Source organism: Flagellatimonas centrodinii (assembly GCF_016918765.2).
In the GTDB taxonomy this organism is placed as follows: Bacteria; Pseudomonadota; Gammaproteobacteria; order Nevskiales; family Nevskiaceae; genus Polycyclovorans; species Polycyclovorans centrodinii.
Map to the genome: position 1 here is coordinate 1367143 of NZ_CP092104.1, position 15295 is coordinate 1382437.

Annotated in this window: 15 protein-coding genes and 2 tRNA genes; 11 read left to right on the plus strand and 6 right to left on the minus strand. The window is 65.9% G+C overall.

All coding sequences use genetic code 11. The features are described 5' to 3' along the window. The first annotated feature begins 46 nt into the window (after positions 1–46). The 4 genes from JN531_RS06485 (at position 47) to JN531_RS06500 (ending at position 3470) form a co-directional block, all read left to right on the plus strand. Positions 47–985 (plus strand): DUF6492 family protein, encoded by a 939-nt coding sequence (locus tag JN531_RS06485; RefSeq protein WP_228348045.1) that lies wholly within the window; start codon positions 47–49, stop codon positions 983–985. A gap of 93 nt (positions 986–1078) precedes the next feature. Further along, a complete protein-coding gene (locus tag JN531_RS06490; RefSeq protein ID WP_228348046.1) occupies positions 1079–2008 on the plus strand; it encodes a glycosyltransferase family 2 protein in 930 nt (309 codons plus the stop codon). After that, positions 2005–2745, plus strand: coding sequence for a glycosyltransferase family protein (locus tag JN531_RS06495; RefSeq protein ID WP_228348047.1), 741 nt, complete (start codon positions 2005–2007; stop codon positions 2743–2745). The genes JN531_RS06490 and JN531_RS06495 overlap by 4 nt, the downstream gene beginning before the upstream one ends. Before the next feature lie 14 nt (positions 2746–2759). Further along, positions 2760–3470, plus strand: a complete 711-nt coding sequence (locus JN531_RS06500; RefSeq protein WP_228348048.1) for a 3-deoxy-D-manno-octulosonic acid kinase — start codon at positions 2760–2762, stop codon at positions 3468–3470. Here JN531_RS06500 and rarD read toward each other — a convergent pair. Further along, positions 3467–4381 carry an EamA family transporter RarD gene (gene rarD / locus JN531_RS06505; protein ID WP_228348049.1) on the minus strand — a complete coding sequence of 305 codons (915 nt, stop codon included), beginning with the start codon at positions 4379–4381 and terminating at the stop codon, positions 3467–3469. The genes JN531_RS06500 and rarD overlap by 4 nt on opposite strands. Positions 4382–4493: 112 nt before the next feature. Here rarD and pepN point away from each other — a divergent pair, with 112 nt between their 5' ends. The 3 genes from pepN to JN531_RS06520 all read left to right on the plus strand — a co-directional run bounded on the left by pepN (position 4494) and on the right by JN531_RS06520 (position 8930). Further along, on the plus strand, positions 4494–7067 hold the full coding sequence (pepN, locus tag JN531_RS06510; protein ID WP_228348050.1) for an aminopeptidase N: 2574 nt from the start codon (positions 4494–4496) through the stop codon (positions 7065–7067). 64 nt (positions 7068–7131) lie between these two features. After that, on the plus strand, positions 7132–7947 hold the full coding sequence (locus JN531_RS06515; protein ID WP_228348051.1) for a lysophospholipid acyltransferase family protein: 816 nt from the start codon (positions 7132–7134) through the stop codon (positions 7945–7947). A gap of 89 nt (positions 7948–8036) precedes the next feature. Continuing rightward, complete coding sequence (locus JN531_RS06520) at positions 8037–8930, plus strand: TIGR01777 family oxidoreductase (protein WP_228348052.1); 894 nt, start codon at positions 8037–8039, stop codon at positions 8928–8930. Here JN531_RS06520 and JN531_RS06525 read toward each other — a convergent pair. Next, the gene (locus JN531_RS06525; RefSeq protein ID WP_228348053.1) at positions 8907–10433 is read right to left on the minus strand and encodes a cryptochrome/photolyase family protein; all 1527 of its coding nucleotides are present in this window, start codon (positions 10431–10433) and stop codon (positions 8907–8909) included. The two genes, JN531_RS06520 and JN531_RS06525, sit on opposite strands and share 24 nt — an antisense overlap. Beyond that, positions 10387–10581: a DUF2256 domain-containing protein gene (locus tag JN531_RS17430; RefSeq protein WP_366522403.1), complete on the minus strand. Its 195-nt coding sequence runs from the start codon at positions 10579–10581 to the stop codon at positions 10387–10389. The genes JN531_RS06525 and JN531_RS17430 overlap by 47 nt, the downstream gene beginning before the upstream one ends. Positions 10582–10614: 33 nt before the next feature. Between JN531_RS17430 and JN531_RS06530 the strand changes: the two genes are divergently transcribed. Both JN531_RS06530 and JN531_RS06535 read left to right on the plus strand, forming a co-directional pair. Beyond that, positions 10615–10691 (plus strand) — tRNA-Arg (locus tag JN531_RS06530). Between the two features lie 146 nt (positions 10692–10837). Beyond that, positions 10838–11584 (plus strand): hypothetical protein, encoded by a 747-nt coding sequence (locus JN531_RS06535; RefSeq protein ID WP_228348054.1) that lies wholly within the window; start codon positions 10838–10840, stop codon positions 11582–11584. An 87-nt stretch (positions 11585–11671) separates the two neighbouring features. Here the strand turns inward: JN531_RS06535 and JN531_RS06540 are convergent, their stop codons facing one another. After that, positions 11672–11965, minus strand: a complete 294-nt coding sequence (locus JN531_RS06540) for a hypothetical protein (RefSeq protein ID WP_228348055.1) — start codon at positions 11963–11965, stop codon at positions 11672–11674. A 37-nt stretch (positions 11966–12002) separates the two neighbouring features. Between JN531_RS06540 and JN531_RS06545 the strand changes: the two genes are divergently transcribed. Then, positions 12003–12079: transfer RNA gene (locus tag JN531_RS06545), tRNA-Arg, on the plus strand. Positions 12080–12127: 48 nt separating this feature from the next. On the opposite strand, the gene JN531_RS06550 is transcribed toward JN531_RS06545, so the two are convergent. Continuing rightward, complete coding sequence (locus tag JN531_RS06550) at positions 12128–12334, minus strand: hypothetical protein (protein WP_228348056.1); 207 nt, start codon at positions 12332–12334, stop codon at positions 12128–12130. Continuing rightward, the gene (locus JN531_RS06555) at positions 12331–14454 is read right to left on the minus strand and encodes a molybdopterin-containing oxidoreductase family protein (protein WP_228348057.1); all 2124 of its coding nucleotides are present in this window, start codon (positions 14452–14454) and stop codon (positions 12331–12333) included. Before JN531_RS06555 ends, JN531_RS06550 begins: the two co-directional genes overlap by 4 nt. Positions 14455–14679: 225 nt before the next feature. Here JN531_RS06555 and JN531_RS06560 point away from each other — a divergent pair, with 225 nt between their 5' ends. Then, positions 14680–15231, plus strand: coding sequence for a MarR family winged helix-turn-helix transcriptional regulator (locus JN531_RS06560; RefSeq protein WP_228348058.1), 552 nt, complete (start codon positions 14680–14682; stop codon positions 15229–15231). Positions 15232–15295: the final 64 nt, after the last annotated feature.

The following is a 15295-nucleotide window of genomic DNA, read 5'->3' on the forward strand; positions in this document are numbered from 1 at the left end:
CCGAGTTCTGGGACAATCGCCGCATTATCCATGGGGACGTGACCACATGCCGTCTGCTGACGATCTCGCTCTTGCCACGGTGACCTGGCGCGGCGATCTCGACCATTTTCGCTGGCTGCGCCGCAGCCTGCGACATTTCGGCCTGGGCGCGTTACCGCACGTGGTGGTGGTGCATACCGAGGATGCCGCACTGTTCGCCGACGAGATACGTGACGGGGTGCAGCTGCTGACCACCGCCGAGGTGTTGCCCGCGGACGTTGAGCGCGCGCGCGTGCGGGCATTGCGCTTCCGTGCCCGCTTCGGTCGGCGCGCGGCGCGCTTGCTGCTGAGCCTCAGCAAACGGCTGGGCTGGCCCGATTTCATCCGCTGTGAAGGATGGCAGGTGCAGCAGCTCAGCAAGCTGGCGCTGGCCTCGCATCTGCGCGTGCGCCGCTATGTGGTGATCGACTCCGATGTGGTGATCTGCGGCGCGCCGGATCTCGCCCTGTTCGGCCAGGGTGCGGTCACCAGCGTGTTCGAACAGTGGCTGGCGCCGGAGGCGGCGACCAAGCAGCAGCGCCGCTGGTATGCCACCGCGGTCGCCCTGTTCGGGGCCGATGCGGTGCCGCAGGTGAACGGCTATGTCGGCACCCCGTTCGTGTTCGAGCGGGAGACGGTGCTGGCCTTGCAGGCGGCGCTGGCGCGGATCAGTGGCCGCCACTGGACCCGGGGCCTGCTCGACCAGCGGCCGGGGCGCTGGTCGGAGTTCGCCAGCTATAGTCAGTTCGCCCGCCACCATGCTGACCCGGCGCGGCTGCGGTTCCGCGACATTCCGCACCACCGGCGTATCGGTGAGCCGGAGGAACGGGCGCAGACCGCGGCACTGATCGACCGCGCCTTCGATGATCCCCAGGCCTGGTTCCTGACCATCGAGTCGGACCAGCGGCTTGCCGGTCGGCATGGGGTGTCCGGCTATGCGGACGCCCTGGCCCGCCACCTCGGCTGAAGCTTGTCGGGTGCGGTCTGTATCATGCGGGGCACGCCAGCGCGATGGCGTTGCCCGCTTGTCCCGAGGGGCCGGCACAACCAGGAAAGTCGCATGTCATCACCGCCGCCGCTGACGGTCAGCGTTGTCGTCTCCAGCTACAACTACGCGCCCTATGTCGAGGAGGCGATCCGCTCGGTGCTGGGGCAGACGCGGGTGCCGGACGAGATCATCGTGGTCGACGACGGCTCCAGCGACGGCTCGCCGGAACTGATTCGTCAGCGCTTTGCCGATGAGCCCCGGGTGCGTCTGATCGAACAGACCAATGGTGGACAGCTGGCTGCGTGGATGACCGGCTTTGCGGCATCGTCCGGGGACCTCATCCTGTTGCTGGACTCCGATGATCGCTGGTCGCCCGACTATGTCGGGCGGGTCCATGAGGTCTATCAGACGCAGCCCTCGGTAGATTTCGTCTACACCAACATGCGCTTGTTCGGAGCGGTGGAGCGGCCGATGCTGCGCGACCGCCGAGACCGCGACCTGGGGCTGTCGGTGCTGCTCGGTGCCTACGTGCACCGCTGGCAGGGCACGGCCACTTCAGCGCTGTCGCTGCGGCGGACGCTAATGGCGCGCATCCTCGCCCTGCCACCGGAGATGGCGCGGGAGTGGGTATCGCGCCCGGACGATTGCCTGATCTTCGGCGGTGAAATTCTCGGTGCCCACAAGTACTTCATCGCGGCGCCGCTGGTCGAGCATCGCGAACACGCGCGCAATGCCCTGGCCAGCTACCAGCGCTCCACGCTCAACAAGGCGCGCTATGTGTTCCGCAGTGAACGGATGTTGCAGCACTATCGCGATGTTGCCGGCATCACGCCACGCTGGCTGCGGCTGGCGAAGATGGAATTTCGAACCAAGCCGCACCCCACCTTCGCCGAACTGCGCTGCTACTGGCGCCTGCTGGGCGAGGCGCCGATGCCCTGGTTGCGGCGCCTGGAGCACCGGTTGGCGCTGGTCGGCCATTACTGCAAAGGGGTGAGTCGATGACACAGCAGTTCATCTGCGCCAAGTGGGGCCTGAAGTACCCCGCCGACGAGGTCAATCGTCTGTACCGCGCCCTGCTGCGGGTACAGCCGGGCCCGTTCCGTCTGATCTGCGTCACCGACAATCCGGACGGGATCGTGCCCGAGGTGACCGTGGTGCCCATCCCCGACCTGCCGGTGATCGGCAATCAGGTGATGAACCGCGGCTGGCGCAAGCTGACCCTGTTCGCTCCGGAACTGCGGGAGGTCATTCAAGGGCCGACGGTCTACCTCGATCTCGACGTGGTGCTGCTGAAGCCGATGGACGACTTCTTCACCTTCGACCCCGGCTTCGCCGTCATCCGCGATTACAAGCGGTTCCGCTACCGTAACGCCTGGACCGGCAACACCTCGACCTTTTTCTACGACGCCAGTCGCGACTACGGGGTCTACCCGCGGCTGATCGAACTGGGCGATGCAGTGCGCCGCCGCTACCGGAATGAACAGGAGTTCCTCTGCGACGTGATGCGCGCCCAGGGCCTGCTGCGCTACTGGCCGCGCGCCTGGTGCGCCAGTTACAAGTACGACTGCGTGCCGGCATTCCCGCGATCGTTGTTCGAGGTGCCGGCACCACCGGCCGAGGCGCGGGTGGTGGTCTTCCACGGCCGGCCCAAGCCGGAGGAGGCGGTCGCCGGCATTGGCGCCAAGTGGTATCGACCGATGAAGCCGGCACCCTGGCTCAAACCCTATGTCGAAGGGTGAACGCGGCCGTGCCCGTGAACGAGTGCACGCAGCGGATCGGTCATCAGCATCTGCTGTTTGATCCGGCGTTGTGGCCGGATGTGAGTGCCGACCAGCTGACGGTAGAACACTGGCGCGCGCAAGGCGCACATGCTGCCGCCGCCGGCCGGGGCAATGCCTGGTTTCTCGCCCGACCTGACGGCGAACACTGGGTGCTGCGCCACTATCAACGCGGCGGTCTGATCCGCAAGCTGTCACCGGACCGGTACATCTGGCTGGGCGCGGCCCGTTCGCGGGCCTGGCGCGAGTTCCGGCTGTTGCAGGCGCTGACGGCGGCAGGCCTGCCGGTGCCGCGGCCGGTGGCCGCCGGGGTGACGGTGGCGGCGCTGCGCTACCGGCAGGTGCTGGTCACCCAACGTATTGCTGATGCCGTGCCACTCAGCGCGCGGCTGGCGGAGGCGGCGCTCGATGCCGGGGAGTGGCGCACGCTCGGTCGGGTGCTGGCGCAGTTTCGCGATGCCGGCGTTGGCCATGCGGATCTCAACGCTGCCAACATCCTGTGGCGCGCGCCGGATCGCTTCTTCCTCATCGACTTCGACCGGGGGCGGCAACCGGCGTCGGCCGCGGTTCAGGCGCGGTCGATCCGCCGCCTGCGGCATTCGCTGGACAAATTCTGCCGCCGACAGCCCGGCTTCCACTTCAGCGAAGCCGACTGGCAGGCACTGTTGCAGGGGTACGGTCCCTAGATGCCTTCGGCTTCCGGTGCCGCCACGGCCAGCGGCCGGCGTCGGCGCCACAGCCCGTCGAGGGCATAGATCGCCAGCGCCCCCCAGATCAGCCCGAAGCCGATGCCCTGCACGTAGGTAAAGGGCTCGCCGAACAGCCACACGCCGATCCCCAGCTGCAGGCTGGGCCCCAGATACTGGATCAGCCCGATGGTCGCCAGCGGCACCCGCCGCACGCCAAACGCGAACAGCATCAGGGGCACGGCGGTGAACAGGCCACTGGCCACCAGCAGACCATCAATGGCTGCGCCGTGGGCGCCGAAGGCACCGGCCTCCCCCAGCCATAGCAGATAGCCGAGTGCCAGCGGCGCCAGCAACAGGGTCTCCACCGACAGGCCGGTGATGGCGTCGACCACAACATGTTTCCGCACCAGTCCGTAGAAAGCGAAGCTGATGGCCAGCACCATGGCGATCCACGGTAACCGCCCCACCTGCAGGGTGAGCCAGACGACCCCGAGGGTGGCGATGGTCACCGCTACCCACTGCGGCCGATTGAGCCGTTCGCGCAGCACCACCACGCCAAGCAACACGCTCACCAGGGGGTTGATGAAGTAGCCGAGGCTGGCCTCCACCACGTGCCGGGCCGAGACCGCCCAGACGTAGACCAGCCAGTTGATCGAGATCAGCAGCGCGCTCAGCAGCAGCAGCGCCGCCGGGCCGGGCTGGCGAAGAATCGCGCCGATGCGGCCGAGCTGGCCTTTCAACAACAGAATGACCAGGGTCAGTGCGCAGCACCAGAGCAGGCGGTGCACCATGATCTCCGCCGGGGGTACCGCATCGAGCGCGCGCATGTAGAGCGGCAACAGTCCCCAGATGAGAAAGGCGGCGGTGGCGGCGGCGAGCCCGCGCGAGGTGTCAGTGGTGGTGGACATGGGGATCGGGACCAGGTCGGGCGCGCAGTCTACGCCTCCCCATTCCGGCGGGCAGCCCGGGGCCTCCGCATAATGGGTAGGTTCACTCCGCCCGCCGACCCGCCGCCTTCCGATGACCGCCAGCCCCCTGCACCGCCGCGCCGACTATCACGCCCCCGCCTACCGCATTGATCGGGTTCATCTCGACGTCAACGTCGACACCACCACCCGTGTCCACGCGCGGCTGACGGTTGTGCGCGACGCCGCAACCGCTTCTGACACGCCGCTGGTGCTGGACGCCCGTGGCCTGACGCTCGACCGAATTCAGATCAACGGCGAGGCGGTTGCGCCCGAGGCCTATCGGCTGAGTGACAGCACGCTGACCCTGAATCGGGTGCCGGCGCAGTTCACGCTGGACACCGTGTGCACACTCCAGCCCGAAGCCAATAGTGCCCTCGAAGGGTTCTACCAGAGCGGTCCGATGTACTGCACCCAGTGCGAGGCCCACGGGTTCTCCCGGATCACCCCGTATCTCGACCGCCCCGATGTGCTGGCGCGCTTCAGCGTGCGGCTGGAGGCCGATGCCACCCGGTTCCCGGTGCTGCTGGCCAACGGCAATCGCGTCGATGCCGGGGCGCTTGAGGGCGGCCGCCACTATGCGGTGTGGGATGACCCGTATGCCAAGCCCTGCTACCTGTTCGCCATGGTCGCGGGTGATCTGGCCTGTGTCGCCGACACCTTCGCCGCCGCCGACGGCCGCCCGCGGCGGCTGGAGTTCTATGTCGACCCTGGCAACGAAGGACTGGTCGAGCACGCCATGCAATCGCTGAAGGATGCGATGCGGTGGGATGAAGACACCTTCGGGCTGGTCTACGACCTTGACCTCTACATGGTGGTGGCGGCACGGGCCTTCAACATGGGGGCGATGGAGAACAAGGGCCTCAACATCTTCAACGCGGCCTACGTGCTCGCCAGCCCCGAGACCGCCACCGATGACAGCTATCACGCCATCAGTGCGGTGATCGCCCATGAATACTTCCACAACTACACCGGCAACCGCGTCACCTGCCGGGACTGGTTCCAGCTGTCGCTGAAAGAAGGCCTTACCGTGTTCCGCGACCAGCGCTTCAGCGAGGACCACCACGATGCCGACTGCGAGCGCATCGATCAGGTGCGCAACCTGAGGGCGATGCAGTTCCCCGAAGATGCCGGCCCCACCGCGCATCCGGTGCGGCCCGATGCCTACCAGGAGGTCAACAACTTCTATACCGCCACCGTCTATGAAAAAGGGGCCGAGATCGTCCGCATGCTGCACACCCGGATCGGCCCCGCTGCCTTCCGCGAAGGCCTGCGACGGTACCTCCACGAGCACGACGGCACCGCCGCCACCCTCGAGGACTTCATTGCGGCACTGTCGGCCGAATCGGAAGTCGACCTGTCACCCTTCCTCGCCTGGTACGCCCAGGCCGGCACCCCCCGGGTCCGCCTGCGCCGGCACTGGGACGCCGCGCGTGGCGTGTTGCAACTGACCCTGCAGCAGCACACCGCCCCGACTCCCGGACAACCGCAGAAGCAACCGTTGCCGATCCCGTTCCGTCTGCGCCTGCACGATGCCGGTGGGCGGGCGGTGCCATTGCCCGAGCATCCGGCGCGGCTCGCTGATGATCTGCTGTGGTTCGACGGTGAAACACTGACGCTGGAAGTGCCCCACCACGTGCCGGCCCTGCCGACTTGCCTGCAGGGCTTCTCGGCACCCGTGCGGCTCGACGCCGACTACAGCGATCACGAACTGCGGCGTATTGCCACCCGTGACGAGGAGGACGCTTTTGTTCGCTGGGATGCCCTGCAGACGTTGCAGGCGCGGGCACACGCCGGGTTGATGCGGGACGACCGGGCGCCATTGACACACCTGCTGCAGGCGCTACAGAACGTGGCCGCGCAACCGCCTTCGCCGGCGTTGACGGCGCGCCTGCTGGCGATGCCCCCTGCCGCCGTGCTGTGGGACGGCTGCGATGCCATCAACCCGACCGCCTTCGTGACCGCACTCGATCAACAGCACCACGCCATTGCGGAGGCGCTGCTGGGGCCCTGCTCGGTGTGGGCGGCCTGGGCGCCGCACCAGCTGTCGCGTTGGGGTGAACGGGCGCTGGGCAACCTGGCCCTGAGCTACCTTGCACGGCTTGGCACGCCGGTGGTGGCCCGCCTCGCCAGCGAGCGGGTGCAGGGCCCCAACATGACGTTGGCCGCCGGCGCGCTGCAGGCGCTATGCCGGGATGGCGGTGCCGCCTGCGAAGCCGCGCTGTCGCTGTTCTACAGCCGCTGGTGCGAGCAGCCCTTGGTGCTCGACCGCTGGTTCGCGCTGCAGGCCGGGCGGCGGCAGGCCACGGTCGCCGATGTGCAGCAGCTGCTGGCGCATGAACAGTTCGACTGGGGCAACCCCAACCGCGTGCGGGCGGTGCTGGGCGCCTTTGCCCGCGACAATCTGGCCGCATTCCACACCGCCGAGGGTTATGCCTGCTACGCCGAGGCACTGGCCCGGCTCGATGCCCGCAATCCGCAGACGGCGGCCCGGCTGTCGCGCCCGCTGCTGGGCTTCCGCCGGCTGGCAGAACCGTGGCAGACGCTGCAGCGCGATACCGTGGCCAGCCTGCGAGGCCGGGTGGTTTCCACCGATCTGATGGAAATGCTGGACGCCGCATTGGCCTGAGCCGGGGCATACAGCGAGGGGGGTTCCGTGGTACACGGAGAACCCTGGACACCAACGGGCCCCAATGACCCGCTCACTGACATGGATGTTGTCGCGCACGCCGCTGGGTGTTGCGCATGGCCTCTGCTGGACCCTCGCCTGGCTGTGGTACACGGTGGTGCCGATCCGGCGCCGCGTTGCCGTCGACGGTTTTCGCGCCGCTTTTCCCGACCGCGCCCCGGGTCCGGACCTGCGCCGCATGTTGCGCGGCCTGCTGCTCGGCTACTTCGAACTGTTCCGCGAGATGCGGCGCCCCGGCAGCATCCAGGTCGAGTACCGCGGTGCGGAAGACCTGCAGGCACAGATCGCCAGCGGCAAGGGCGGGTTTCTGCTGGCCGGCCATTTCGGTTCCTGGGACCTGCTGGGGCCGATGACCAACCGTGACCTGAAACTGCCGGCCAGCACCATCGTCAAGGTGCCCAAGCAGAAGGCAGCGGCCGAGCTGATCGAACAGATCCGTCGCGCCATGACCATGGAACTGCTGCCGGCGCGCGGCTGCATGCAGGCGGTCTACGACCAGAGTGCCGCCGGCAGAATCCTGGTGATGCTGCTGGACCAGCGCCACAACAGCGGCATCGACGTCGACTTCTTCGGCCGCCCGGCGCTGACCAGCCCGGCACTCGCGGTGGCCGCACAGAAGTCCGGGTTGCCGGTGTTTCCCCTGTACTTCTACCGCAGCGGGGTCGGCCGCCATGTGGTGGAGCTGGGGCCGGCCCTTGCACTGGGTGGTGATGTTGCGGCCGACACCGCGCATTTCCAACAGGTCTACGAAGATCTGATCCGGCAGCGCCCGCACAACTGGCTGTGGATGCACGACCGCTGGCGCCAGCCGGGCGGCTGAGGCGGCGGGTTGTCTGCGACGAACCCGGACGGGATGTGCGCCGTCGCGATCGGCGCTAGCCTCGACGAGATTCCCGAGGACACCTTGTCATGCAGATCCTGATCACCGGCGGTACCGGCTTCATCGGCAGCGCCCTGCTGCCGGCGCTGCTGGCGCAGGGGCACCGCCTGACCGTGCTCACCCGCAACCCGGCACGGGCTGCCTTGCCTGCCGGGGTGCGGGCAATCGCGGATGCCGCCGACTGCGCCGCCGAGCCGCCGCAAGCGGTGATCAATCTCGCCGGTGAGAATCTCGGTGCCGGTCGCTGGAGCGATGCCCGCCGCCAGGTGTTCATCGACAGCCGGGTCGGCACCACCGAACGGCTGCTCACGGCCAGCGCCCGCTGGCCACGGCCGCCCGCGGTATGGATCAATGGCTCCGCCATTGGCTGGTACGGCGCTCGCGGCGATCAGGTTCTGACCGAGGACAGTACGCCCGGCAGTGGCTTTTCCGCCGAGCTCTGTGCGCGCTGGGAGGCCGCGGCCACGCCGGTGGCCGCACGGGGCACCCGGCTGACTGTGATCCGCATCGGCATCGTGCTGGGTCTGCCGGGCGGTGCGCTGGGACAGATGCTGCCGCCGTTCCGCTTCGGCCTGGGCGGACCGCTGGGCCACGGTCGCCAGTGGATGAGCTGGATTCACCGCGACGATCTGGTGGCGATGATGCAGTGGCTGCTCGACACGCCCGATGCCGACGGGGCCTTCAACGGCACCGCACCGGTGCCGGTGCGCAATGTCGATTTCAGCCGCACGCTGGGCCGCGTGTTGCAGCGTCCGGCGGTGTTGCCGATGCCGGCACCGGCGCTGCGGCTGCTGGTGGGGCCGATGGCGGACGAATTGCTGCTGAGTGGCCAGCAGGTGCTGCCGCAGCGTGCGATGCAAGCGGGCTTCCGTCACCGTTATCCCACCCTGGAAGGGGCGCTACGGCAGATCCTCGCGCAGTGAGGCGGCCTGTGCCCGCAGCGCCGACAGGGCGGGTTCGTCGAGGCGGTCGAGATTGCGGATCTGCATCTTCAGCCGCGGGTGACCGGCAAAGCGCTCGCGGTGGCGGTCGAGAAAGTCCCAGTACAGGGTGGTGAACGGGCAGGCGCGCGGGCCGGTGCGCAGAGCCGGGTCGAATCGGCAGCCCTGGCAGTAGTTGCTCATCCGCTGGATGTACTTGCCCGACGCCACGTAGGGCTTGCTGGCCATCACCCCGCCATCGGCGAACTGGCTCATGCCCAGGGTGTTGGGCAGTTCCACCCATTCCACGGCATCGACGTAGACCGCCAGGTACCACTGATGCACCGCGCGCGGTCGCACCCCCAGCAGCAAGGCGAACAGACCCGTGACCATCAGCCGCTGGATATGGTGGGCGTAGCCATGTTCCAAGGTGTCACCGACGGTCTCTGACAGGCAGCGCATCGCGGTATCGCCGGTCCAATACAGCGCCGGTAGCGGCTGGTCGGCGCCCAGCGCGTTGTCGTCGAGATAGCCCGGCATGCGATGGAAATAGAGGCCGCGGACGTACTCGCGCCATCCCAGGATCTGCCGTACAAAACCCTCCACCGCGGCCAGCGGCGCTTCGCCATCGCGCCAGGCGCGTAGCGCCGCCTCACAGACCTCGCGCGGGTTGAGCAGCTTGAGATTGAGCGCTGCCGACAGTCGTGCGTGGTAGAGCCAGGGCTGGCCGGTCCACATGGCATCCTGGTACTGCCCGAACTGCGGCAGGCGGGTGGTCACGAAGTCGTCCAGCGCCTCCAGTGCCTCGTCGCGGGTTACCGGCCAGTCGAAGGCGGCGAGACCTCCGGGGTGGTCGCCGTAGTGGTGTTCCACGACTGCCATCACCTCGCGCGTGAGCGCATCCGGCGGGAACCGCAGCGGCGCCGGTACCGGCCTGGGACCGTCACGGCCGAAGCTGTCGCGGTTGTCGTGGTCGAAGTTCCACTGGCCGCCCTCGGGTTCAGTGCCCCGCATCAGCCAGCCAGTGTGCTGGCGCATGCGGCGGTAGAAGTGTTCCATGCGGGGTTGTTTGCGGCCGTCCATCCATGCCGCGAACATCGGCAACGGGCACAGAAAGTGCCGATCTTCCCGCTGCGTATAGGCCACGCCGGCTGCCGCGCAGGTGTCGCGGAGCGCATGCCACAGGCGCCATTCACCCGGTTCCACCGCGATCACCCCCTGCGGTTTGAACTGTGTCAGATCCGCCGCCAGGGCGCCGGCCAGATCCGCGTGCGGATGCGCGCCGGTGGCGCGGTACTGCACGGTCCAGCCGCGGGCGCGCAGCGTCTCGGCAAAATGGCGCATGGCGCTGAGGAAGATCACCAGCCGCGCCTTGTGGCTCCAGGCATAGGTGGCCTCGGCCGGCACCTCCGCCATCCACACGGCGTCGACCGCCGGGTCGAAACCGTCGAAGGCGGCGCTATCGAGGTCGAGCTGGTCCCCGAGCAGGACGATCAGGTGGCGCATGGGTCTCCACGGTGGCGCGGCGTGAGCGGCAGGCATCGGAGCAATACTTCACGTCATCCCAGACCCGCGCCCACTTTTTGCGCCAGGTGAAGGGCCGGCTGCAAACCGGACAGGTTTTCGTGGGCAAATTCGGTTTGTGGTGGGCCAAGGGGCTGTCCTTCCGCTACAATCGCGCCCTGATGCGCCCGTAGCTCAGCTGGATAGAGTACTGCCCTCCGAAGGCAGGGGTCAGAGGTTCGAATCCTCTCGGGCGCACCAAATCAAGGATTCACGGCACCCCGCGACGGCCCTCTGCCGTCTTCCCCGGAAATGCACGCCTCGGCGGTTGACGGCGTTGTTGACCGCTCCCCGCCCGCAAACGGTACGCGATGTTCAACAATCGAAACCGGATGCAGCCCGGCTGCATGAATGACACCGCGCCGCAGTATCGGCTGTTCGCCGCTTGGGCCGAGGCGCCGCTCGCGTTTACCTGCTTGTGCCTCGCCGTCGTCACGGTGATCTGGAAGACCGTCGGGCTTGCGTTCCTGCCCGGCTGGGAGGAGATATTCGGCGGCCTTGGATCGCAGTACCCTCGACGTGTCGAATCGGTGTCACCTGCGTGGAAGCTCGGCTACTTCCTGATGTACGGCGTGCTCGGGACGGTGGCGACAGCCGCGAGCGTACTCGTGACATGCCGCCGAGGATCCTTGTCGTCGCCAGCGGGGCTTGCAGTCAGCACCTGGGCAAGGGTGCTGGGGGGCTTTCATGTCCTCATCGGCATCCACCACACGCTGTGGGCCGCAACGCGAGGTGCATGGGGCCACCTGACGCTTGAGCAGTTCGATGTGCCGGGCTTGTATGTCATCGGCGGCATTGCCGGATGTGCAACCGGACTGCATGGGCTGCGGCTGCTTCGCAGTCAGAGCGCGGATCCCACTTATCGCATCGTCCGATCCAAGATCGCGGTCGATGGCGCGTCCTTGCTGACCTTCATTTCCGTCCTCATCTTCTTCCCCATGAATGCCTTGGGGCTGCCGCGGAATGCACTCCTGGAGCAGGTCGCCTGGTCACTGGTATTTGTTGGACCTGCGGTCTGGCTCCTCCTCGACGCGGTCATCTCCCGCACGCCACGCAGCGGGTCCCTGCCATCGAGGGATGCAGGCCAGCGTTGATGGCTTGGGTGCCCACGCGGGCACTGGCGAGGAGCCGCCAGGGACGAAACGGCGGGCGGGGCGCCGCGGGTGGGGATGATCCTGCGATCACCCCTCCGCTTTCGCACTCGCCGAAACCGCCTCGCACACGAGGGCTCGCCTGGCCCCGCTCAAGGCTTCGCGGTGCGGATCGGCGTACCGGCCCGCATCGTTGTCGAAGTAGCGGCCGGATCGCACCGCAGCCGGTTCCAGCGCCAGCTTGCTCAGGAAGCGCACGCCAATGCCGATGTCATGGCCCTGCCTGCCGAAACCCTCGCGCACCATCTTGCTCGCCAGAAACGAACCCGGATTGACCGCGACCATGCACTGCGCGCCTGCCAGTCCCAGCCGCGCCTGTTCCATCGACCACATCGTCGACGCCAGTTTGCTCTGGGTATAGGCGCCCGTAGCTCAGCTCGATAGGGTACTGCCCTCCGAAGGCAGGGGTCAGAGGTTCGAATCCTCTCGGGCGCACCATTGTAGTTTTCTACAGTAACCCGTCACCACTTCCCGTCCGCCTGAGACTCAACGTCGATTCTGATATCGGTCCAACTCGTCAGGGTCATACCCCTGATCCATCAGCACCATTTCGTCGAGATCGAAGTTGAACTTCAGGACCCGCTCCAAGGTGCGACGGGCGATGCGATCAAACCAGGTCTGGTTGCGCGACGCTTTTTTGGCTAGTGCAAAGCCGATCTTTGCCAGCACGACGCGGACAAAGTAGGGCTTCATTGCGGTGTCCCGCTCAGCTTGTTGATACGGCAGGGCAGTCCCTTCAAGTGCGGAATACCTTGTTCAAGGTCGATGAAATCGTCATCGTCCGGACACAGCATGGCGTCGGCGTAACGCAGGGCGCCGGACAGCTTGCCCAGTCCCTGCTCAGTTTCCGGCTTCCACCAACCATGGGGAATGCGAACCAGCCCATCGGGCATGTTGGGACGAACGCCGACCATGATCTCGATTTTTCCGGTGCGGGTTTCGACCTCGACCCACTCGTTTTCATCGAGGTGATACTGCCGCGCGGTGCCGGGACTGATGAACAACACCGGTTCGGGTTTGCGCGCGCGCATCTCGGGAATGTGCCTTCCTCCGGTCTGGAAATACTCGCCCTCGCGCACGCCGGTGAACATGGCCAGAGGGAAGGCCGGGTCGGCTGGCGGCTCGTCACGAAAGTACGGCAGCGGATCAAAGCCCAGGCCTTCGAGGATGGATGAGTGCAGTTCCACCTTGCCGCTGGGTGTGGCGAAGCCGGTCTTTTCGTATTTGCGGAATTCAAGCGTATCGGCGTGGACCTCGTACGTGCTGGAGAATTCTTCAAAGCCGATCTCAAGCTTGGCGATGCGGTAATCGTAAAAATCTTCCAGTGTTTCCCACGGAACGACATCGGGCATGCCGAGTGCGTTGGCGGTGAGCTTCCACAGCTCAAAGGTGCTCTTGCATTCGCCCGGTGGTTCCATCGATTTCTGCGACGGCTTGTAGATTGACAGCCAGCCGTAGCCATCAAACATCCACGGCCGCTCCAGCCATGAGTCGCCGGGCAACACGTAATCGGCTAGTTGCGCGGTCGGCGTCATGACGTGCTCCTGGACCACGATCAGGTCCTGATTGAGCATGGCCTTCATGATCAGCGGCATGTTGGCGAAGCCCATCAGCGTGTTGTTGCCGAACGAGAACAGCGCCTTCACCGGGTACGGCCCTTCGCCCGCCATGGCGCGGAACACGGCCGAGGGGTTGGCCATAAAGCACCCGGTGACCTGGTTCGCGTACTCGTGGCCCCAGACGCGCTTGCAAGGTTCGCGCAGGGCCGCCTGCCCGCGATAGGTGAACGCGGGATGTTTGTCGGAACCAAGCTGCTTGGATTTCTGCTCCTCGGACAGAACATGGTGCATCTCGATTTCCGACTCCGAGACAATCTGCGGGTGAAAGCCCATCAGGGCTTCGCCGCCTGGCACGTCGATATAGCCGCATACCGCGCGCAAGATGCTTTGCAGGCGAATGGCCGAAGTGCTGTTGCGCTGCTGGTCGGTGATGGGCGTCCATGGAATCACTGACGGCCCCAGCGTGGCGTACATGCGCGCAGCCTTGGCGATCATCTCGGCATCGCAGCCAGTGATCGCCGCCACACGCTCCAGTGGGAATTCGTCGACACGCTTTTTTAGGGCCTCGAATCCCACCGTCCAACGCTCGACAAAGGCCTTGTCGTAAAGCTCCTCGTCAAGAATCACCTTGAGCCAACCGAAGGCCATTGCCGCATCTGTACCTGCCCTGATTGGCAGCCACAAATCGGCCATTTCAGCGCATTCGCTTTTGCGTGGGTCGAGCACAATCAACGTGCCACCGCGCGCCTTCACTCGTTGTATCTGATTGTAGATAGGCACCCAGCTGTTCTTGCCGGGGTTGTGCCCGAACAGCACGATGAGATTGGTGTTGTCGTAGTCCGGCCATGGGTACCAGCCGTAGGTCAGCCGATTGATCGCGGCCGTGTTCCCGGCGCAGAGCGCGACGCCGCTGATCCAATTCGGTGAGCCGACGTGATTCATGATTCGCCGACCCAACCCATGATCGGTACCGGTGTTCCATTGGCTGGTCGAGACAGCCCACGCTTCCGGGCCGAACTCGGCGATGATCTTCTTCAGCCGTTGACCGATGTCCGCCATGGCCTCTTCCCAGCTCACCCGCTGCCACTTTCCAGATCCGCGCTCACCGACCCGCTTCTGCGGGTAAAGCACACGGTCGGGGTTGGCGAAGTTTTTCGGCGCGACGATGCCCTTGATGCAGATGTTGTCCTTGAACAGGGGATTGTCGGAGGAGCGCACACGGGTGACGCGCCCCTTCTGGATTTCGGTGACCACGCTGCACGCGATATCGCAGCTTGCACACAGGGCTTTGCGGGTTTCGACCCCCGGCCGCTGATGCGGTCTCGGAATGCTGCGGCTGCCTGCCGCACTGGGACCAACAGATGGAACTCCGGGCACTGATGCGCTCCTATGGAATGACGGCGTCATGGCAATCTCGTTCGCGGATAGCCGTCCGGTCCGAGATGACAATCGATACTAACTACGTGTATATACACTCATATGACTGCCAAGCGCTACCACCTGCCTTTTCTGGAAGAAGTTCGGAGCCAACGCCACGTATGCTTCGCAGAGCAGTTGCGCTCGGCTAATCGCGCGGTCTCGAAGCTTTACACGCAGCACCTCGGCGACTCGGACATCGGTGTCACCCAACTGTCGCTACTGATCCGTCTCTACTATTTCGGCGAGATCACCATGTCAAAACTGGCGCAGCAACTGGAAACTGACCGCACCACCCTGGCGCGAAACGTTCAGCTGCTGGAGCGCAGTGGCCACCTCTGCATCGTTAGCGCTGACGACCGCAGATCGCGGCTGGTGCGCTTGACCGACAAGGGCTTCGAATCCTTGCAACTCACAATTCCCCGCTGGCTGGACGCCCAAAACGATCTTCGCTCGCGCTTAGGGCACGACCCTTGGGGCGCACTGTTTGCCGGTCTACGAGGGCTCGTGACACTTGGGAACGAAATAGAGCAGTCGCACGGGGCTGGTCGGGCGCGCAGCATCCGAGAGAAGCCCAAGACTGGAGGCTCAACTACCCGCCAACCCGCCAAATAGACGGGGGTTGAGAGGGCTTCCAGAATCTCGGATTTGCACGACCGTGATATGCGACCAAGTGTTC